The sequence below is a fragment of the Legionella sp. D16C41 genome (genome assembly GCF_048541585.1).
Taxonomy (GTDB): domain Bacteria; phylum Pseudomonadota; class Gammaproteobacteria; order Legionellales; family Legionellaceae; genus Legionella_C.
Genome location: NZ_CP183303.1, coordinates 2,905,001 through 2,924,634, shown reverse-complemented (window position 1 = coordinate 2,924,634; position 19,634 = coordinate 2,905,001). Strand labels below are relative to the sequence as shown.

The following is a 19,634-nucleotide window of genomic DNA, read 5'->3' as shown; positions in this document are numbered from 1 at the left end:
TAAGTTTTAATTGCATATATACTTAAAGGCACCATAAAATGTGCCTTTTTCCCTAAAATGACTGTTCATATTTATTATTTTTCTATATGATTTTTCGCTGAATTCCATGAAAAGAGAGTAGGCACTTTGGATAAAGATTTATTAACTCAACGTGCATTGCATTACCATGAATTCCCAAATCCAGGAAAACTCGGTATGCATATTACGAAACCCACAAATTCTCAAGATGATTTGTCGTTAGCATATACTCCCGGTGTTGCTGAGCCCGTATTGGCAATAGTTGATAATCCTGAAAATGCTTTCCGCTATACGTCAAAGGGTAATTTAGTTGCAGTTATTACTAATGGGACTGCCGTACTTGGCTTAGGTGATGTGGGTGCATTAGCCAGCAAACCTGTGATGGAAGGAAAAGCTGTATTATTTAAACGTTTCGCAGATATTGACGCTTTTGATATTGAAATTGAGGCTGCAAATCCGCAAGAATTTATTACCACCATCAAACGTATTTCGCCAACCTTTGGCGGTATAAATTTAGAAGATATTAAGGCACCTGAATGCTTTGAAGTGGAAAGAGCGCTTATAGAACAATTAGACATCCCCGTTTTTCATGATGATCAACATGGCACTGCTATTGTTGTTGCGGCAGGTTTACTAAATGCCTTGGATTTACAAAAAAAGTCACTAGAAGAAGCACATATCGTGTGTATTGGGGCGGGAGCCGCTGGAATTGCTTCAATGCAATTGCTCGTTGCTCTGGGTGCACGTAAAGAAAATATTTACCTTCTTGATACTAAAGGTGTAGTTCATGCCGGGCGCGAAGATTTAAATGCCTATAAATTTGCTTTTGCACGTACTACAGATAAGCGTACGCTTGCAGAGGCTTTAGTTGGCGCTGATGTATTTATTGGAGTTGCAAAACCTGACCTTTTAAGTGCTGAATTATTAAATTTAATGGCAGCAAGGCCTATTATTTTTGCTTTATCAAACCCTGATCCAGAAATTAAACCAGAATTTGCTTATCAAATTCGCAATGACTTAATTATTGCCACGGGACGCAGTGATTACCCTAACCAAGTTAATAATGTACTTTGTTTTCCTTATATTTTTCGCGGTGCACTGGACGTTCGGGCTACATGCATTAATCGTGCAATGCAAATTGCTGCTGTTGAAGCAATTCGTTCATTAGTTTTAGAACCTGTACCACAGAGTGTTAAAGATAATTACCCAGGCGTTACAGAATGGGAATTTGGTGCTAATTACATTATTCCAAAACCAATTGATCCGCGTTTAAGGGAACGAGTAACGCGGGCTGTAGCAAAAGCAGCTGTAGCAAGTGGCGTAAGCCGTCTTCTACAACAACCATAATTAGCTAAAGAAGAGCTAATTAAATTCGGTTTATTTTAATTTAAATAAAAGGATTTAGTACTTAACCTTAAGTTAAGGAGCTTATTTTGCATAGTAACAGTAATACAAGGTATTTTCTTTGTGCTTGGTTAATTTGTGCGCTTGGGGCCCTTTTTTATAGTTATGAATATTTGTTAAGAATATCGCCAAGTGTTATGGAGCATCCTTTAAGGCTTCATTTTAATTTATCAGCGACTGGGTTTGGATTTTTATCTGCTTTTTATTATTATGCTTATGTACCAATGCAAGTACCGGTAGGTGTTTTACTAGACCGATTTGGTCCTAGACGACTAATTACTTTTGCATGTCTTATTTGTGTTGTTGGAACCTTTCTTTTTGCGAACACATCTATTGTTTGGGTAGCTGCTATAGGCCGATTTTTTGTTGGTTTTGGTTCTGCCTTTGCTTTTGTAGGGGTATTAAAATTAGCTACTATCTGGTTGCCAGAAGATAGGCTAGCCATGGTATCTGGTCTTGCTGCGGCTTTAGGTACAATTGGTGCTATGTTAGGAGACAATTTATTAGGTGAGTTTGTAAATAAGATTGGCTGGCGTCCTACTGTCGAAATGACAGCTTATTTTGGATTATTTTTAAGTATAATTTTATGGTTTGGTATTCGCGATAAAAGCGATAAGGCTCAAGCTTCTAGTGGAACAATTTCAAGTTTCCATAAGAGTATGATTGATTTAGGCATTATAGTTAAAAATAAACAAGTTTGGATAAATGGCGCTATTGGCTGTTTAGTTTATTTACCAACCACTGTGTTCGCTGAATTATGGGGAATTCCTTATTTAAAACATGCTCATAACTTAACCTCTTCAGGCGCTGATTTTGCCAATTCTTTGCTTTTTCTTGGGTTTACTATTGGTGCTCCACTGATGGGTTTTATCTCAGACAAAATAAAAAGACGTAGGCTTCCATTATTAGTTGGTGCTTCGGGAGCCGCAATTATTATGATGATTATACTTTATATGCCTGATTTAAATCAGATGAGTATTAATTTTTTAATGTTTGCCTTAGGGCTCTTTTATAGTGCACAATGTATTGTTTTTGCTATTGGTAGAGAATTAAGCCCTGCTGAGGCAGCAGGGACTGCAATGTCTTTAACCAATATGACGGTAATGCTTGGCGCTATGTTTCTGCAGCCTTTAGTAGGCCGATTACTAGATTTTAGTTTAGCGTCACATAATGCAAATACTCTACCTAATCAATTGGGTTTTGATAAGTTGCAACAGTTGTACACAGCAGACGACTATCAATTCGCTTTATCGATTATACCATTGGGTATCATTATCGCTGCCATTTTAACCTTTTTTTTAAAAGAAACTTATGCAATTACAAATGATTAAATCTGTTAGTAGGAGCCAAGCTATTTTTGGCTGCTTCGTTTGTGCGGTAGGTGCACTTTTTTATTGTTATGAATTTGTTTTAAGAATTATACCGGGTGCCTTACAAAGTGAACTCAGTGCGGCATTTGGCCACATTTCGGCGACTACTTTTGGGCAGCTATCAGCTTTCTATTATTTTGCTTATTCGCCTATGCAGTTACCTGTAGGTATGTTAATGGATCGCTATGGGCCACATAAATTATTAACGTTCGCTTGTTTATGTTGTACTGTTGGTTCTTGGATGTTTACTAATATATCCTCTATGTTAATTGCAGGCTGTGGACGATTTTTGGTTGGCTTTGGGTCTTCTTTTGCTTTTGTTGGTGTTTTATCTTTGGGCGTTAAGCTGGTTACCAAAAAAAAATATTTTTCTTTAATGGCCGGATTAATTACTACTTTAGGGATGTTAGGTTTAGTTTATGGAGAAGTGCAGATTACAGATATTGCTGTTGACCTTGGCTGGCTACATGTACTTCGGTTAATGATAGTTATTGGTGCTATTTTAACAGTAGGTATCTTACTTGTAGTAAGAGATGGGCCAACAGGTCATAGGAAGCATGGCTATCCATTACCAGAATTTTTTAAAAAAGTATGGCATGTTTTATCTTCTCCGCAGGTCTGGTTAATTGGGCTTGTAGGTGCATGTCTTTATACTTCGTTGTCAGTTTTTGGCGAGTTATGGGGTAAAAGCTACTTAGAACAGGCTCACCATTTAACTAAACTTGAAGCTGCAAAAACTGTTTCAGCCATGTTTTTAGGATGGGCTGTGGGGGCGCCCTTAGTTGGCTATTTCTCAGATCACAGTGGCCGGCGAGTATTGCCCTTGGTGATTGGAGCGATTATGGGGTTAATTTGCATAAGTATAGTCTTATATCATCCCGGTTTATCTTATTCAGCTCTCAATATTTTATTATTTTTATATGGCGTATTTAGCTCAACAGAAATTATTGTTTTTATTATGGCTAAAGAAAATAGCGGGGCTCAATTATCTGGAACTGTTTTTGCTGCAGTCAATATGATTGTTACTTTAGGAGGCGTTATATTTCAGCCGTTAGTCGGTAAGTTGCTTGATATGTTTGGTGATAGCAACGTTATTGCTGGTGAACATATTTATACGGTCGTTGATTATCAATTGGCTTTATCAGTTCTACCCATTTCACTTTTACTGGTAACGATTTTAGCTTTCTTTATGAAAGATTTTCGCTCTAATCTTATTTAAAATTTCTAAGCCTATTTAAGTGAACTTTTACTTTTTAGGCTATTAGAACCTCGCCTAATTTTTTATTTCGCGCTTTTTTACTTGCTTTACTTAAATACTAAAAGCTTATTACCTTTTAAACTAAAGGTACCTATTAAAAATAGCTATTAACTCTTGAGCGGGCTTACGATTAGTGGCATGACAGCTAATAAAGCGGTTAACTGGGAAGGAAATGATATCGCTGCCCTGATAATGATCGCGAGTAAATGCGGTATCATGATTGGAAATAATAACAGTAATACCTTGTTTAGCACTTTGTTTAGCTAACTGTGCGAGTTCTATATGATCTTGCTCATTAAATTTAAAGCGTGTATAAGAAGAAAAATTAGCACTAGGGGATAAAGGAACATAAGGTGGGTCGCAATAAACAATATCACCTGGCTTAGCCAATCTAAATGTCATTCTAAAATCACTTTGTAAAAACTCAACCTGTTGACTTTTTTGATGAAAAAATAGCATTTCTGCGCGAGGAAAATAAGGTTTAGTATATCGTCCAAAGGGAACATTATAAATTCCTTTTTGATTATACCGACACAGCCCATTATAACCATGACGGTTTAAATACAAAAATAAAGCAGCAGCCTTAAGCGTGAGTTCTTACAGTAATTGAATTGCTCTCGCAGCTGATAATATTGTTCAGCCGAATTATTTTCCTTGGTAAAAAATTGTTCACAATAGTTGATAAACGCTAATCCTTCCTGTTGTAATATTTGAAAAACTAAAACAAGATCTTGGTTTTGTTCCGCCAGTAGATAATTAATGTAATTAGAATTAATAAAAATTGCGCCCGATCCAGCAAAGGGTTCAATAAGGCGATTAGCCTTAGGAAGCATAGAAAGTATAGTATCAAGGCAGCGAAATTTACTGCCAGCCCATTTAAGGAAAGGCTTAACTTTTGTCATAAAAAATTCATTTACATTTAGAACAATTAAATACCGTAGATTCAAACTATTCTAATAAGTTTACTCTATAGCAGAGTTATAAAAATTACTTTCGTAAGCTTATTAGCAATAGTTTAATTTTTAAGAAAAATAGCATTTAATCTTTGCAAAATAAACCTAGTTTGCAAAGATAATGTTAAGCATAACAAACAATAGTTGACGCTCTTAATGTGCCATAGGTATTATGGCAGTTATTGCTCTTTTTAGGTAAACATTGTGGATGAACTAACTGAATTACTAAGGCCTTCTTGGGGCTCTGAGAAATGGATTTTAGAGGGCTGGGAGCAAATTACCCCTAAAGAAAAACAGCTTATTCAATCACGTGTTGATGAATTGTTTCAAAATGGTTTACCTTTTGAAGTTAAACAAGACAAGCTTTTATATATTTATGCTTTTTCTCTCTTAGCACAATTAGAGGTGCTTGCTATTCAAGTACCTTTGAAGTTTGAAGGGAAAATGCTCTCAATAAATCATAAAAAACGCATGCGGTTGCAATTACTTGATGAAATTTTTCATGGCATCGTTTTTACGAAGATTTTATACATGCTCTGCGCACCATATGCTTATCCTCCACCTTATAACAATAATATTGAAGTTATATGTAATTTTATTCGAAGTGAAGAATGCCCAAAAACTGCTGTTTGTACTGCTTAATTTAATTGGCGAGGGTTGGATTGAAGAAATATTTTATAGTTTAAAGCGTGCAGGTATCGCTCCTAAGGTTTTTGATACCATTATAGAAGACGAACACCGTCACGTTTGTGAGGCAGTTTTATATAGAAGTATTGGTTTACCAAATTTAAATAAAGTAAAAGAGAAGCTTGCTTTCTTAGAAGAGCAGTTATTTACCAACCTTTTTATGCAACATAAATATATCATCTCTTTACTCGCGTTATTAAATGTTCATGGAAGTATAAGTTTTATTGAATCTTTAAGTAAAAAACATAAAGAACAATTAGCCAAGTTGAATTTAGAGCCTAGTCAGAAATGGCAATTTTATATACATATTTTGCAATCTTTTATACCCAAAGTACGAACCTATAATCAAAAGAATCATGAAGTAGAAATGACACCTATTCGTAAGGTGTTTATGACACAATGGGATAATCCAACCGATCCCACCATGGCAGGCCAATTTAATATTAACGTTAGTTGTATAGATTTTTTTTTAATAAAAAATATCCTGCAGAGACCATAACGACTCTTATGTTACAAGCGGTGAGTTTGGTTTTATCTGAGAATGATTCACATCGTCATTACCTTAGTTATAAGCGATTATATCGTAGCCAAAGTGCTTATACAGGTTTAATTGTTAAATTACCTGATTGTGGCGATCATATCAGTACGATTGTTTTTGAAAACTGCCATTTACTTACTTTACAAGAGCTAGCCATTCGAATTCGTACGGCTTTAAAGATGATGGTTTACTGCTATAAGCGCAGAGAAGCCTTAGAAAAAAGCAATGAACAAATCCAAGCACTAGTAGAGAATGCTGCTTATGAATATGTAAATGATACTTATGGGTTTCCGGTAATAGGTAGTCCTGTTACTTCAGTAAGTAATATTGGTGCTTTTGGTTATACCCAATGTAAATCGCCACTGCGTCGCAATGAAGTTATGAAATTTACTTTAATGGAATAGAACGTAAATTAGTTTGGAATAAAAAAGTACAAGAGTTTGAAGCGCAAGATTTATTACCCGTTTCGGTTAGTGCTGATCATCGTATTTTTGATGGGAATACGCCAGTCCCACGTATGGTAGCTGATGGTTTCCATAGAGTATTTGCTAAAATGCTTACTGATGAAAATAAGCCTATAAAAACAGTTGATAAGACGCAGGATATGAAACTAACTTTATTATTAGATCAATTAATTAATCAAAATGTAGAAATGGGTTTTAAAATGCTATCTTTTTTACAAACTTATTGGAATGATTTTCTTACCATTGAAGATATTTTTGACCCCAGTTTTTTAACAAATCAGCTGGAAATAGCATAAGCCTAAACAAATTGTAACCGTTTAAATAAACTTTATTAGCTTACAAAGAAATCGTAATAGCTCAGGTAGGATAAATTGAATCTTGAGAGGTTGGTCTGAGTGCAGTTTGGACGAAAATTATGTATTCAAAATGCACTCAGTAAGCCTTTCGGTAAACAGGGATAAGCTCTCACAAGAAATCTTTGAAGTTCAAACAGCAATTGTAAGCAAAAAAATTGCGATAGTCATGATTAACGTTAAAGTTAGATTACCACCTGGTACAATATGTCCGCTTGAGTCAGCGTCTAACTGTCGGGCTCGCCATGTCATTATTGAGGGAAGTAATAATAAAAGTATGACACAGCAAACCCCAGCATAACTTAGGGCATGTAAATAGATACCTGGGTTGATTAAAACAATTGCTAGAGGTGGCAGAAAAGTAAGGGCTAGTACCCACTTACCCTGCATGCCTTTTTTTTGTAACGTTAAGCCATCAGCTAGGAAATCAAATAATCCTATTGATACCCCTAAAAAGGCTGTAATCATACAGATAGAGGTAAAAAAACCAAAAAAACCGGTAATCCAAGAGCTGTGTATAACATCACTTAAAGCATTAGTAAGGCCACTCGTAGCATGGCCATTATTCATAAGAGCTAAGAGGCATTATTACCGAATCTTTCTACTACACCCATAATGACAGCATCCCAGACAATGTAGCAAACTAGAGGAACTAGTGATCCAATTAAAATAACTCGCCTTAGGGTCTTAATATCATCTTTAAAGTAATCACGTAAGCTAGGTACAATTGAAGCAAAACCAAATGAGGTTACTAAAATCATGAGACTACCCGTGATAGCCTTTACTGAACCACCTCTTAGAGCACTAATATCAACATGAGGGCTAATAATAATAATTAATAGTAAATAAACACCTAACTTTCCAAACATTAGACCACGATTAACATAATCAACAGCGCTAATTCCTGCATAAACAATCAAACTAAAAAGGAAGGTAAATAATAATGATGTAAACCAAGTGGGTAATGAAAAATTCATCCGCTGTAAAAGGCCGTTAAAGACATCACTACCACCGGAAATATAAGCAGATAATAAGGTATATAATAAAAATAGATAAGTGGCCCAAGCAATCACTTCACTTGCCCCGTAAACCTAGCGTGGCTTTTGCCATTGATACCATATTACTACCAGCTGGCAGACGTAAGTTAACTTCTAAAATTAATAAAGCGCCAATGGTCATAATTAACCAACAAAATATTAAAAAAAAGATAGAGTTGGTAAATCCTGCTGCTGCTGTTGAAACAGGTAAAGCTAACATGCCGCCACCGATAGACGTACCAACGATAAGTAAAGTTCCACCAATGAACTTTGAATTTGACACTAAATTAATCTCTTTGTTTAACATTAGATCAATATCCTACCTTTTATTTATTCTATTGTCAATTTATTGACATCCCTGAACTGCGCAAATCTATTTAAAATAACTGTATTATAGCATTGGCTAAAAGAAGTATTGAGATAACTACAATGACCCATGGCATATACAAACCACCTGGAGCTAGGTAGCGCGACACAAATTTTTTTCTTCCATAAGCAACCATTAAAGCTGGTAATAGAAGTAATAAAATGACGCAGATTATTCCAGCATAGTTTAGGGCATGGATATAAGCACCAGGATAATAGATCACAATAATAAGAGGAGGTAAAAAAGTTAAACAAAATAATAAGAAGCCATTACGACCCTTCTGTTCCATTTTAAAGCCATCGGCTAAAAAACTAATTAAACAAAGTGAAACACCTAAAAAGGCAGTCAGCATACAGATAGAGGTAAAAAAATTAAAAAAAGTACTAATAACTGTATTTTGTACAGTATTTGATAAGACATTAGCCAAATCACTAGTAGTATGTTCGCTTTGCATTAAAGCAGCTAAACCTTTCTCGCCTTGAGAAGGCAACGAGCCTATGATTACTGCATTCCAGGCTAAATAACAAAGGAGAGGAATTAAAGAGCCAATGAAAATAACTTTTCGCAGGGTAACTAAATCATCATTAAAGTAATCTCTTAAGTTAGGTACAATAATGGCAAAACCAAAAGAGGTAATTAAAATCATAATACTAGCCGTAATATAATGATAATTACCATGACCTAAATTTAGTATATGCACGTGTGGCGCAATTAGAATAATTAAAATAGAGTAAACAGCTAACTTGCCAAACATCAGCGCTCGATTTAATAAATCTACCTTATGTATACCGCTATAAACCACTAAACCAAATAATAGAGTAAATAAGAAGCTACTTTGCCATTCTTTTAAGGGTATGCCCATTCTTAAAAATAAACTACCCATAACATCAGCACCGCCTGAAATATAAGCGGATAAAAGCGTGTAGAGCAGGAAAAGATAGCTAAGCCAAGCGATTAATAGACCTTTATTGCCAAGGGTTGCTGCGGCCATAGAAACCATGTGTTTACCAGGAGGTAAATATAAATTGGCCTCTAGGATAAACAAAGCACCTAAAGTCATGACTGCCCAGCATAGCAATAAAAAAATAGAAGAAGACCAAAATCCTGCTGCTGCAGTTGCAACAGGTAGCGCTAGCATTCCTCCACCAATAGATGTTCCAACAATAAGTAGAATGCCGCCAATAAACTTTAAATTCATTTAATTCTCAAAACACTTATATCTACTATATTAGCAAATCCTTTTATGCGTCCATTTTTCACCTCATTATTTAATATATAAGTATTAACTAATTAATACTCACTTTTAAGATTGAAGTTTAAATAGAAATCAACAGACTAAAGACAAACCGTGTCATTTAGCAAGCAGTATGGCTTGGTCTTTACCTTAACAGCCTTACTATCTAAATGCCAGAAGGATTGTTAAATTTATTTTGTCATACCTGTGTAAGTAGGCGCAGGCGTTGATACCACTGGTGTTTTGAAACATTGAATTTCGAGTCGTCTATTTTGGGCACTACCATGAATTAATCGATTATCTGATACAGGATATTTTTCACCATATCCCTCAGCGCCTAGACGTCTGGCTTGAATATTATTTGCCCATAAAAAGGTTAGCATAGCTTCAGCTCTTGCTTGAGAAAGCATAGTTTTATGGTGTCGCGAACCTACACTGTCAGTGAACCCAGCAACATATACAGGTCCAATGGGGCAAGACATCGTAATAACTCTTGCTATTAGCATTAAGCCACGGTAGCAAAGTTCGTTTAAACGGGCAGAGTTAAAGTAAAAATATCTATCAGTAGGTACAATTAAAGTTACTGTATCACCATACTCAATATATTGAACATCAGCACGTTGCAATTCTCTAAAGATATTAAGCTTACTATCTTTGTAAATACCATGGGAAACCATAGCTGCTGCACCAATGGCAGTTCCTGCTAACGTTGTGCTTAAGGTACCGCCAACAACAGAGCCGACTATAGTACCAGCTGTTGCCCCTACAACGAAATCATTAACAGTATGATTATAAGGTTGAAAATTATTATATGGTGGTTGATAGCGAGCACAACCATTAATTAATAAAGATATAAGGCTCAATGCAGCTAGTTGTTGGGAAAAGAACCTAGGTAACATCCCCACTCCTTGTACAGGTGAATTTTTCCATTATTAAGCATTGTTGGTGATTTCGCAATCAGAAGCTTAATTTAGACAAAATCACCTCAGTTAGATAAACGGCAGCCATTATTTAATGGCGCTGACGGTGCAATCACTTGAATATTAATGCCTTTAATCGTAGGACTTTGTAGAGTATTTTTTAAATAGCTAATTAAAGGAACTTCAGTGACTTTGCCATATTCAGAAGAAGCTTGCCTAAAAACAAGCTGGCCACCTTTCCAGAAAACAAGCCCTAAATGAGAAATATTAAGATGTGTACCTATTTTAGTACTTAAGTCCCAGTTGGGGCGAACGATTTCAACGATCGCTGCATTAGGAATTTGATTAAAGAGCGCATAGTTAGGCTCACCTTGAGCATTGAATAAAGCACTAAGCGGTACATAAGGAACGCGTTCTTCGCTACGCGGTAGCTGGTTGCCCATCTTTTTTAAAATTTCTAAGCGCTTTGCTTGCTCTGTGGTATTATTTTGCTTTAAACGAATGGTTTGCGGTTGCATATGTTGATACCAGGATGGCTTATCAATTACTGCTATTGCTGTTTGCGCTACGGGACGATTATTTTTATCTTTAATAGTTGTAGTTATATCTTTAACAAATCCTTGCTGTTGATTATTGCCGTTCCAATCGAGGCCTGTAAAATGGTTACGTGCTAAATAATCTACTTGCCCTTGATAATAGCGAATTTTGCTTAGGCACTGAGTAAAATCTGTTAATTGATTTGCAAGGGCTAGCGCAATGACAGTAGTTACATACGTCTCACAATCAAAGCCATCTGTACGGTAACGAGGAAATTGATCAAAAGGTGCTGTAGAGCCTTCTCCAAGGGAGCCTAATATATAAGGTCTATCTAAAAAATAGGCACTGATTTTGTCAATACGCGTAGCCATTTCCAAGTTTAGGTTATCATTTAAGCTGTGATATAGTTCGCTAATAGCTAAATTAGCTTGGGTTTCTATAAGATCATCTGCAGCTAACGGCAAGGAAATAAATAAGAATATAAAGAAGTAGATGAGACGTTGGATTTTTAAGAATTTGTAAATAAGTGGCATAATTTAGCAGAGTAGATAGTAAAGTAAAAAGTTTATACCCAAGTTCTGTAAAAATGCTAGGTTTTAGACGATCAAAAATAGCATTTCTACAGAACTTGGATATATCTTAACGGCATTAAGTTAATATCCTACGTCCTGTGGCTTGTCCACAGGATCCAGTGCTCTAGTTTTAATGTGAGATTTCTGGATCCCTCGGACAAGCCGAGGGACGTAGATTTAATCAAGATAGGTAAAAAACTTAACTAGGTGCCACTAGGAGGTACGCAAGTTTCGTAGATGATTAAAAATAATATTTCTACAGAACTTGGGTATATCTTAACGGCACTAAGTTAATATCCTACGTCCTGTGGCTTGTCCACAGGATCCAGTACTCTAGTTTTAATGTGAGATTTCTGGATCCCTCTGACAGGCCGAGGGACGTAGATTTAGTTAAGATAGGTAAAAAACTTAATTTGGTGCTACTAGGAAGTACTGTGGATTAATCTGGAGGGTAAGAATGCTGAATGTAATATGGCTAAGTATGATTTTACTTTCAGTCATTGTAGGGGTTATACAGGGGCGCCTTGATCAAGTTGTGCAAGCTGTAACAGATTCAGCTAAACTTGGTTTTGAGATTGCTCTAGGCCTTGCCGGTATTATGGCTTTTTGGCTAGGGATTATGGAAATTGCTGCGCAATCTGGATTAGTTAATAAATTTGCTCGTTTACTTAAACCTATTATGCGTCCTTTGTTCCCCGATGTTCCCGTCGAACATCCTGCTATGGGCGCCATGATTTTAAATATTGCTGCTAATATGTTGGGACTTGCTAATGCGGCTACTCCCTTTGGCTTGCGAGCAATGAAAGAATTACAGCGCTTAAATGTTCATCTTGAAGAGGCCTCAGATGCAATGTGTACTTTCTTAGCTATTAATACCTCCAGTGTACAGCTCATTCCAGCTACGGCCATAGCTTTTCTTGCTGCTAATGGGAGTTTACACCCCAGCAGCGTCATTATTAGCTCTTTACTTGCAACTACTTGCTCGACCATTGTGGGCATTGTCGCTGTTAAACGATTAGCACGTCTTCCTGTTTATCAAATAAAAGGGTTAAAGATAAATGACTAATCTAGCTAATCAACTATCTAATGGTTTATTTTTAGCATTTATTGCAGGTATCCCGTTGTATGCTGCAATAAAAAAAATTAACGTTTTTGATGCTTTTGTTAAAGGGGCTAAACAAGGTTTTGACACCAGTGTCAATATTATTCCTTATTTAATTGCCATGATTGTAGCGATTGGCATGCTTAGAGCATCAGGTTTCTTTACGTTGCTAAATACGTTACTTGCGCCTGTATTAGAAAAATTAGGGATGCCTACAGAACTGTTGCCTTTGGCGATAATTAGACCATTTTCTGGCAGTGCTGCAACAGGTATTATGGCTGAATTAATTCATCAGTATGGAGGCGATTCATTCATTGCCAAAGCTGCAGCAACAATGATGGGAAGTACTGAAACAACCTTTTATGTTATTGCGGTTTATTTTGGAGCCATTGGCATTAAACGAACCCGCCACGCTATTTTAGCCGGTTTGCTTGCTGATTTAGCGGGTGTTATAGCAAGTGTTACAGTGTGTCGTATTTTATTTACTTAATTACTAGATTACATCTTAGCTCCAGGATTAATCCAGTCGGTATTTAAGTTTAGTAGCTACTGCAGTAGACCTCTTGCATAACCTACTTATTTTATGCGATTGCTATGTAAGGTTTTCTCCGGTGCTCATTTACGCCCTGTAAACTCCGCTCCTCAAAACCCTGGTACCTTGCACTCACACAAAATAAATAGGTTATGCAAGAGGTCTAATAAGTAATAAACTGCCAATTTACCTATTGATATCTACTGTAGAAAGAAGATAATTCTAAGTTAGATAGTAACGAAGGTGTGAACGTATGCTGATGATAAGCATTTAGTAGGAGAGAAATTTTATGAGCAGTATTTATAATCTTAAACCTGCATTTCAAAATCTATTAAGACCTTCTTCAAATTGGCTAGCTAAACAAAGTATAACACCCAATCAAGTCACAGTTGCCGCAGTATTATTATCGTTGTTTTGTGGTTTATTAATAAATTTCTATCCTCAAGCACATCGATTATGGTTATTAATTCCTTTAGTATTGCTGCTGCGTATGATTTTGAATGCAATAGACGGCATGTTAGCACGTGAGCATCAAATGCAAAGTGCGTTTGGAACCTTCCTCAATGAGTTAGGTGATGTATTATCTGATACATTTCTTTATCTACCTTTCGCCTTGGTGCCAGGTATTGTTCCTTTACTTATTATCAGTATTGTTGTGCTTGCTATTATTTCTGAAATGACCGGGGTTATCGCTATTCAAATTGGTGCAAAGCGTCGTTATGATGGCCCTATGGGTAAGAGCGATCGTGCCTTTGTTTTTGGAATGATAAGCTTACTAGTTGGTTTTGGCATTCAAGCTTCCTGGGTTATAAATTTATTATTGTACGCCATGCTTATTATGCTCATATTGACTATTAGGAATCGTATTAATCAAGCTTTAATAGAGGTGCAATTGTGAATATTAGTATGGATAATAATATTATTGTTGCCATTATGGCCGCATGGGGATTACTTATAACAGCTTCGGCAACCGTAGGTGTTTTAGCCAAAGTCTATTCTAAATCTAATTTTCAAGAGCTAGTACAGCGCACCAGAAGTTGGTGGATCATGCTAGGTGTTTTTACACTTGCCATGACCATTCATCGCAGTATCTCTTTTGCTTTTCTTGGTATGCTAAGTTTTCTTGCCTTAAAAGAATATTTTTCAATGATTCCAACGCGCGAGGTAGATAGAAAAGTACTTTTATGGGCCTATCTAGCTATTCCTATACAATATTATTTAGCTGCAATTGGTTGGTATAGGATGTTTATTATCTTTATTCCTATCTATATGTTTTTATTTATTCCTTTTAGATTATTAATAAATCAGCAACCACAAGGTTTTCTTAAGGCAGCTGGAACGATTCAATGGGGATTAATGATTACGGTATTCGCTTTAAGCCATATGGCCTATTTGCTAGCACTACCTAATATTCCGCAAACTGCGAGCACAGGAGCAGGATTACTTTTTTATTTAGTATTCCTGACTCAATTTAATGATGTTGCTCAATATACTTGTGGAAAATTATTTGGAAAATATAAAATTATGCCAACCATTAGTCCTAAAAAAACCTGGGAAGGATTTATTGGTGGCATGATCATGACCATTGGCTGCGCAATACTGCTGTATCCATTGCTTACACCGTTTACCTTATACATTGCTATCTATTCAGGATTGATTATAAGTGCTGCCGGTTTTGTTGGGGACGTCACTATTTCAGCTATTAAACGTGATTTATCCATTAAAGATACTGGGAATTTAATACCCGGCCATGGTGGGATCCTTGATAGAATAGACAGCTTAACTTATTCAGCTCCTATATTTTTTCATTTGGTGTACCGATTATATTTTTAAGGAGTAAATAGGTGAACTTTATTGTTAAGTGCTTACGCTATTTATTTTTTGCAATCTTTGTAAGATTCATCATATTTTTTCTTATAGGAGCAAAAGTTAGAGGCCGAGAAAAACTACCCAGAAAGGGCCCGGCAGTTATTGTAGCAAACCATAATAGTCATTTAGACACATTAATGTTAATTAGTTTGTTTAAATTAAAATTACTAGACAAAATTCATCCTGTGGCTGCTGCTGATTATTTTATGAAAACAGGTTTTTCTACTTGGTTTTCTAAAAAAATTATTGGCATTATTCCAATTAATAGACAAAGAAAAACTAAAAAAGAAAATCCTTTAATTCCGTGCTATCAGGCTTTAGATAACAATGAAATATTAATTTTATTTCCTGAAGGAACACGCGGCGATCCGGAAAAAATGTCTGAATTTAAAAAGGGCATTTCATTTATAGCTGAACGTTATCCTCATGTTCCTATTACATCCGTTTTTATGTATGGACTCGGTAAGGCGCTTCCTAAAGGTAAACGGTTATTAGTGCCATTTGCATGTGATGTTTTAGTAGGAGATCCTATTTATTGGCAAGGTGATAGGACACAATTTATGAACCAGCTTAATAGGGAATATGAGATATTATCTGCAGCAGTAATTAAACCAGATTTCAACACTTTTTAAACATAAATCAAGAAATAGTTGAACCTATTTTTTTGGTGCTAAATGTATCACAAGATTTACATAAAGGAATGAACTTAACAACAGTTTTATCATTCCCGCCTGCGCGGGAATGTCAACGCTATGCTTAGGTTGGCGACATTATATGAAGTACTCCTACACTAAACGATTAATACCTATATCAAACAAACCAATTGCTGTAATCCAAATCAGCATGAGTATTAACGCCATTCTAGCAGGATATTGAGCGCTAAAAGATTTTGTATAGTAACGTATAACACTTGTTACCCCCAGCACGAAACTAAAACGAATAAATCGAGATAGTAAGCCTACTATGATGAACTTGGTAAGTGCAACGCCTCCTATGGCGCCAATGCCAACAAATAACTTATATGGAATGCCACTCCAGGCGCCAATAATAATGGTTAGGGGATCATTAATAGTTTTATTCACAAAATTAATATTGTGTAATGTATGAAAAGGCATTGTTTTAACATAAGCAAGCCAATCTATGGGAAGTTCCCTTGCCCAAAAAAAAGTAGTAAGGGTACCCAGAAGTGAACCCAATATGCCTATTATTATAAACCGTCGCCAATATTGCGGAAAATAAATAAAGGCAATTCCGATACTAATATCGGGAGCCACCCACCAGAATGTTGCCTCAAGGAATGTCCAACAAAGAATGCTGCAATATAGAAAAAAAATCATACCTGATGCTCACTTTCTCTACGTTCAATTTTGCCTATTCTTGCTAAGTTGTGGTGAGCTTTAGTGAAGGTATCTGTCGCCATTGCAGCACTAATGGAGAGTTCACCTGCTAAACACAAAGCTGCTGCCACTTCTGCAAATGCATTAGCATTGCCTGCGCCACTTAACCCCAATAGATCAAGGCAAGCCTTTTGTGTAGGAAGTTGAGTGCCGCCGCCAACAGTACCAACCATGATATTGGGTAAAGTTACAGAGGCATATAATTCGCCATTTTTAGTTTTTTCAAATCGAGTTAGACCGATTGATGATTCAGAAACACATGCGGCATCTTGTCCGCAAGCAATGTATAACGCAGCAAGAGCATTAGCATAATGTCCCTGTATTCCAATTGTTCCTGACAATTTAGCACCAGTAGAAGTAGTCGCAAAGAAACGAACCATCTCATCTACAGTAATATGCAATTGCTTTTGCAAGAGTGAATCAGGAATTGTCACTTCCACTACAACCTTACGTCCGCGTACATTTTGAAACGCTTGCATCGATGCCTTTTTATCTCCAGACATATTCGATTCAATAAAAGCATATTGTGGTTGTACAGGTGAATTATTACGAATGTAATCAAATGCGGCTTGCGTTGCAATGGTAACCATATTTTGACCTGAGGCATCTCCCGTTTCGTAATCAAAACTCATGAATACATGATTGCCTTCTATGGTGTATCTTAAATCGACAAGTTTTCCAAAGCGGGTAGTTAGTTCTGCTTTAGTTTTTATATCGGAGTAATTGTTATTCATCCATATTAAAAACTGTCCAACTTGGGTTAGATTTTCAAAAGCAAAAACAGGACAGCGATTTACTAACGCATTTATTAAGACAGCTCTGCAGCCACCTGCATCGCTGATTATTTTTGTGCCTCTATTATAGGATGCAACTAGTGCAGCTTCAGTGGTGGCAAGAGGTATTAAATAATCACCATTTGCAAATAATCCATTTACGCGAATAGGTCCTGCAAGGCCAATGGGAACCTTAACAAAACCCAAAAAATTTTCAATGTTTTTTGAGTAGGTAGCGAGGTCGTGTTCAACGTTATTACTCATGAGAAGAGATTTTGTTTCTGCAGGTAAATTAATACTTTCCCAGCGTCCAATATACGCTGCAAGATCATTGCCAACGGGCGGCCTAAGTTGATTAATATGTTTGGAATTTAAACGTTCTTTTAAACTATTTTCTTCATGGCTTAATATAAATTTTTCAAGAAAGGCGCTGGTGTGGTGGTAGTTGGTTGGCATAGTTGATTTCTCATATTTATAATTTGTCTTTTAAATACAGGAAACCTATGCCGGTGTCAATTTAGAGAGCTTGTATTTATATTTAAGATTAGTTTTCCTTGCCAGCTATACTATAGTTTTTATTTCAATGAGATTAGCTTACTGCAACTATACTCAATGGCTATTCATTATTTTTAATTTCATCACGCAATGCCAAACATGTTTACCAGCATAAAATTAAGTTTCTTAAATATTTAAGCTTTACTTGATTTTGCATGTGATGATGTTGGTTTGGTTAAACTCGCAAGTCTTGCTTCCTCAAAAAGTTTTAATTGAGCGAGCATTGTAGACGCTTTAGAGCGAAATGCTGCTAATTCTTTCCCGGTGATAGGGTTACCTCGTGGTAAGTCTACTGTAGCTGGATTCTTAGGTTGGTTATTAATATGAAATTCGTAGTGACAATGTGGGCCTGATGCTAATCCTGTTTGTCCAACATAACCAATTACCTGGCCACGCTTAACAAAATCGCCTTTACTTAATCCTTTTTGAAATTTTAACATGTGCCCATAAATCGTACTAAATTTTTTGTTATGATTAATTTTAATCATATTTCCATAACCGCTTTGGCGACCAATGATTTCTATGCGGCCATCCCCAGTAGCTTGGATAGGTGTACCAATACGTGCAGCTAAGTCAATTCCTTTATGAGCACGATTATAATGTAAAATGGGATGGTAACGAGCTAGACTAAATGTAGAGCTAATATGGCTAAATTTTAAAGGATAACGCGTAAAGGCTTTTTTAAGACTCATACCTTGCGGCGTATAATAATCTGTTTGACTTGAACTACTAGTATGTCGGATTGCTTGAAAGGTCTTATTGCCGTTTCTATAGGAAACAGCAATAATATCACCTGTTCCAACCAGCTTATTTTCAACATAAAAGGCTTTATACATAATAGTAAATTGATCACCTGTTTTTACGTCTTTAGCAAAATCAATATCCCAGGTAAAAATCTCTGTCATTTGCTGAATTAGCTTATAGGGAATATTCTGCTTTTTTGCTGTGCTGTATAAGGAATCTCTCACCGTTGCGGTTAAAAAATGATTGTAGCTATTCATCTTACGTAATTTTATTTTACTTTTATAATGCTTATCATCACGATAAATAACTAAGTATTGTGTATCTGTATAAGGAAGAATTAACTTTTCCAATAACTGGTTTTTAATTAAAAATTGTAATTCTTGATTTGGTTTTAATCTGGTTAATGCTTGCTTCTGTTTTACCTCTTGCATAATAGTATGCAGTGTTTTAGCGCTTAATCCGACTCGACTAAACACATTAGCTAGTGAGTCTCTATCACGTGTTTTTACAATTTTCCATTGCGGTTGTTTTACCTCAGCCTCTACTTTTTTAGACGTTTGCACGGTAATTTTTTTAGGTAATACATTTAATGAAGGTATTTTAACAGCCTCTCTATTAACTGTATTAATAATAATATTTTTCGCTTCAGCTTCACTTGCTTTAGGTATGCTATCAGTAGGAAACGCTATAGAAAGTATCCTTTGCGTTATTAATTTATTGGTTTCTTCAAAAATAGGTTCTCTAGCCGGAGGTAGAGGTAAATTCATTTTATCTTCAGTAGCGCTAACTAATCTCTGCTTATTATGAAATGTTTTTACTAAAATAAAAGGTAATGCAAACGCTATTAAGATTGCTACTGTCGCCAAAATTTTTGAAGGCTTACTTGAGTTATCTAATGAGACACTGGGTTGTTGATCCATGTTTCGCCTTTACTACTATCTTCTTAATGG

General features: G+C 36.0%; 18 protein-coding genes and 2 pseudogenes. 12 read left to right on the top strand and 8 right to left on the bottom strand.

Features of this window, described 5'->3' with window-relative positions:
- Positions 1-126: 126 nt before the first annotated feature.
- From ACNVED_RS12655 to ACNVED_RS12645, 3 genes are all read left to right on the top strand, one after another.
- On the top strand, positions 127-1,365 hold the full coding sequence (locus tag ACNVED_RS12655) for a malic enzyme-like NAD(P)-binding protein (protein ID WP_419419362.1): 1,239 nt from the start codon (positions 127-129) through the stop codon (positions 1,363-1,365).
- Positions 1,366-1,451: 86 nt separating this feature from the next.
- Positions 1,452-2,753, top strand: coding sequence for an MFS transporter (locus tag ACNVED_RS12650; RefSeq protein WP_419419361.1), 1,302 nt, complete (start codon positions 1,452-1,454; stop codon positions 2,751-2,753).
- Entirely contained in the window at positions 2,746-4,011 is a 1,266-nt protein-coding gene (locus tag ACNVED_RS12645; protein WP_419419360.1) for an MFS transporter, read from the top strand. The genes ACNVED_RS12650 and ACNVED_RS12645 overlap by 8 nt, the downstream gene beginning before the upstream one ends.
- Positions 4,012-4,131: 120 nt before the next feature.
- Here ACNVED_RS12645 and ACNVED_RS12640 read toward each other — a convergent pair.
- Positions 4,132-4,952: pseudogene (locus tag ACNVED_RS12640) on the bottom strand (Dam family site-specific DNA-(adenine-N6)-methyltransferase).
- 255 nt (positions 4,953-5,207) lie between these two features.
- Between ACNVED_RS12640 and ACNVED_RS12635 the strand changes: the two are divergent.
- The 4 genes from ACNVED_RS12635 (at position 5,208) to ACNVED_RS12620 (ending at position 6,988) form a co-directional block, all read left to right on the top strand.
- Positions 5,208-5,645 carry a hypothetical protein gene (locus ACNVED_RS12635; RefSeq protein WP_419419359.1) on the top strand — a complete coding sequence of 146 codons (438 nt, stop codon included), beginning with the start codon at positions 5,208-5,210 and terminating at the stop codon, positions 5,643-5,645.
- Positions 5,608-6,189 (top strand): hypothetical protein, encoded by a 582-nt coding sequence (locus tag ACNVED_RS12630; protein WP_419419358.1) that lies wholly within the window; start codon positions 5,608-5,610, stop codon positions 6,187-6,189. Before ACNVED_RS12635 ends, ACNVED_RS12630 begins: the two co-directional genes overlap by 38 nt.
- Before the next feature lie 8 nt (positions 6,190-6,197).
- Positions 6,198-6,632, top strand: a complete 435-nt coding sequence (locus ACNVED_RS12625) for a hypothetical protein (RefSeq protein WP_419419357.1) — start codon at positions 6,198-6,200, stop codon at positions 6,630-6,632.
- Between the two features lie 149 nt (positions 6,633-6,781).
- Entirely contained in the window at positions 6,782-6,988 is a 207-nt protein-coding gene (locus ACNVED_RS12620; protein WP_419419356.1) for a hypothetical protein, read from the top strand.
- Positions 6,989-7,177: 189 nt separating this feature from the next.
- Here the strand turns inward: ACNVED_RS12620 and ACNVED_RS12615 are convergent.
- From ACNVED_RS12615 to ACNVED_RS12600, 4 genes and pseudogenes are all read right to left on the bottom strand, one after another.
- A pseudogene (locus ACNVED_RS12615) lies at positions 7,178-8,365 on the bottom strand (amino acid permease).
- A gap of 94 nt (positions 8,366-8,459) precedes the next feature.
- Positions 8,460-9,647 carry an amino acid permease gene (locus ACNVED_RS12610; RefSeq protein WP_419419355.1) on the bottom strand — a complete coding sequence of 396 codons (1,188 nt, stop codon included), beginning with the start codon at positions 9,645-9,647 and terminating at the stop codon, positions 8,460-8,462.
- Between the two features lie 227 nt (positions 9,648-9,874).
- Complete coding sequence (gene cmpA, locus ACNVED_RS12605; RefSeq protein ID WP_419419354.1) at positions 9,875-10,582, bottom strand: C-OmpA-like family protein CmpA; 708 nt, start codon at positions 10,580-10,582, stop codon at positions 9,875-9,877.
- Positions 10,583-10,668: 86 nt separating this feature from the next.
- Positions 10,669-11,673 carry an N-acetylmuramoyl-L-alanine amidase-like domain-containing protein gene (locus tag ACNVED_RS12600; protein ID WP_419419353.1) on the bottom strand — a complete coding sequence of 335 codons (1,005 nt, stop codon included), beginning with the start codon at positions 11,671-11,673 and terminating at the stop codon, positions 10,669-10,671.
- 496 nt (positions 11,674-12,169) lie between these two features.
- Here ACNVED_RS12600 and ACNVED_RS12595 point away from each other — a divergent pair, with 496 nt between their 5' ends.
- The 5 genes from ACNVED_RS12595 to ACNVED_RS12575 all read left to right on the top strand — a co-directional run bounded on the left by ACNVED_RS12595 (position 12,170) and on the right by ACNVED_RS12575 (position 15,847).
- Positions 12,170-12,778: a nucleoside recognition domain-containing protein gene (locus ACNVED_RS12595; protein WP_419419352.1), complete on the top strand. Its 609-nt coding sequence runs from the start codon at positions 12,170-12,172 to the stop codon at positions 12,776-12,778.
- Positions 12,771-13,304, top strand: coding sequence for a spore maturation protein (locus ACNVED_RS12590; protein WP_419419351.1), 534 nt, complete (start codon positions 12,771-12,773; stop codon positions 13,302-13,304). Before ACNVED_RS12595 ends, ACNVED_RS12590 begins: the two co-directional genes overlap by 8 nt.
- Positions 13,305-13,635: 331 nt before the next feature.
- Positions 13,636-14,244 carry a CDP-alcohol phosphatidyltransferase family protein gene (locus ACNVED_RS12585; RefSeq protein ID WP_419419350.1) on the top strand — a complete coding sequence of 203 codons (609 nt, stop codon included), beginning with the start codon at positions 13,636-13,638 and terminating at the stop codon, positions 14,242-14,244.
- Positions 14,241-15,179, top strand: a complete 939-nt coding sequence (locus ACNVED_RS12580) for a phosphatidate cytidylyltransferase (RefSeq protein ID WP_419419349.1) — start codon at positions 14,241-14,243, stop codon at positions 15,177-15,179. The genes ACNVED_RS12585 and ACNVED_RS12580 overlap by 4 nt, the downstream gene beginning before the upstream one ends.
- Positions 15,180-15,190: 11 nt before the next feature.
- On the top strand, positions 15,191-15,847 hold the full coding sequence (locus ACNVED_RS12575) for a lysophospholipid acyltransferase family protein (RefSeq protein WP_419419348.1): 657 nt from the start codon (positions 15,191-15,193) through the stop codon (positions 15,845-15,847).
- 153 nt (positions 15,848-16,000) lie between these two features.
- Here ACNVED_RS12575 and ACNVED_RS12570 read toward each other — a convergent pair whose 3' ends face one another.
- The 3 genes from ACNVED_RS12570 to ACNVED_RS12560 all read right to left on the bottom strand — a co-directional run bounded on the left by ACNVED_RS12570 (position 16,001) and on the right by ACNVED_RS12560 (position 19,604).
- Positions 16,001-16,552: a hypothetical protein gene (locus tag ACNVED_RS12570; RefSeq protein WP_419419347.1), complete on the bottom strand. Its 552-nt coding sequence runs from the start codon at positions 16,550-16,552 to the stop codon at positions 16,001-16,003.
- Positions 16,549-17,841 (bottom strand): hydroxymethylglutaryl-CoA reductase, encoded by a 1,293-nt coding sequence (locus ACNVED_RS12565; RefSeq protein ID WP_419419346.1) that lies wholly within the window; start codon positions 17,839-17,841, stop codon positions 16,549-16,551. The genes ACNVED_RS12570 and ACNVED_RS12565 overlap by 4 nt, the downstream gene beginning before the upstream one ends.
- Before the next feature lie 233 nt (positions 17,842-18,074).
- The gene (locus ACNVED_RS12560) at positions 18,075-19,604 is read right to left on the bottom strand and encodes a peptidoglycan DD-metalloendopeptidase family protein (RefSeq protein ID WP_419419345.1); all 1,530 of its coding nucleotides are present in this window, start codon (positions 19,602-19,604) and stop codon (positions 18,075-18,077) included.
- Positions 19,605-19,634: the final 30 nt, after the last annotated feature.

What these genes read in the sequence shown, in the direction of transcription:
- ACNVED_RS12600 (WP_419419353.1), bottom strand. Translation starts at nt 11,673, where the DNA reads ATGCCACTTATTTACAAATTCTTAAAAATCCAACGTCTCATCTACTTC.
- ACNVED_RS12565 (WP_419419346.1), bottom strand. Translation starts at nt 17,841, where the DNA reads ATGCCAACCAACTACCACCACACCAGCGCCTTTCTTGAAAAATTTATA.
- ACNVED_RS12595 (WP_419419352.1), top strand. Translation starts at nt 12,170, where the DNA reads ATGCTGAATGTAATATGGCTAAGTATGATTTTACTTTCAGTCATTGTA.
- ACNVED_RS12570 (WP_419419347.1), bottom strand. Translation starts at nt 16,552, where the DNA reads ATGATTTTTTTTCTATATTGCAGCATTCTTTGTTGGACATTCCTTGAG.
- ACNVED_RS12590 (WP_419419351.1), top strand. Translation starts at nt 12,771, where the DNA reads ATGACTAATCTAGCTAATCAACTATCTAATGGTTTATTTTTAGCATTT.
- ACNVED_RS12645 (WP_419419360.1), top strand. Translation starts at nt 2,746, where the DNA reads ATGATTAAATCTGTTAGTAGGAGCCAAGCTATTTTTGGCTGCTTCGTT.
- ACNVED_RS12560 (WP_419419345.1), bottom strand. Translation starts at nt 19,604, where the DNA reads ATGGATCAACAACCCAGTGTCTCATTAGATAACTCAAGTAAGCCTTCA.
- ACNVED_RS12610 (WP_419419355.1), bottom strand. Translation starts at nt 9,647, where the DNA reads ATGAATTTAAAGTTTATTGGCGGCATTCTACTTATTGTTGGAACATCT.
- cmpA (WP_419419354.1), bottom strand. Translation starts at nt 10,582, where the DNA reads ATGTTACCTAGGTTCTTTTCCCAACAACTAGCTGCATTGAGCCTTATA.
- ACNVED_RS12625 (WP_419419357.1), top strand. Translation starts at nt 6,198, where the DNA reads ATGTTACAAGCGGTGAGTTTGGTTTTATCTGAGAATGATTCACATCGT.
- ACNVED_RS12620 (WP_419419356.1), top strand. Translation starts at nt 6,782, where the DNA reads ATGCTTACTGATGAAAATAAGCCTATAAAAACAGTTGATAAGACGCAG.
- ACNVED_RS12585 (WP_419419350.1), top strand. Translation starts at nt 13,636, where the DNA reads ATGAGCAGTATTTATAATCTTAAACCTGCATTTCAAAATCTATTAAGA.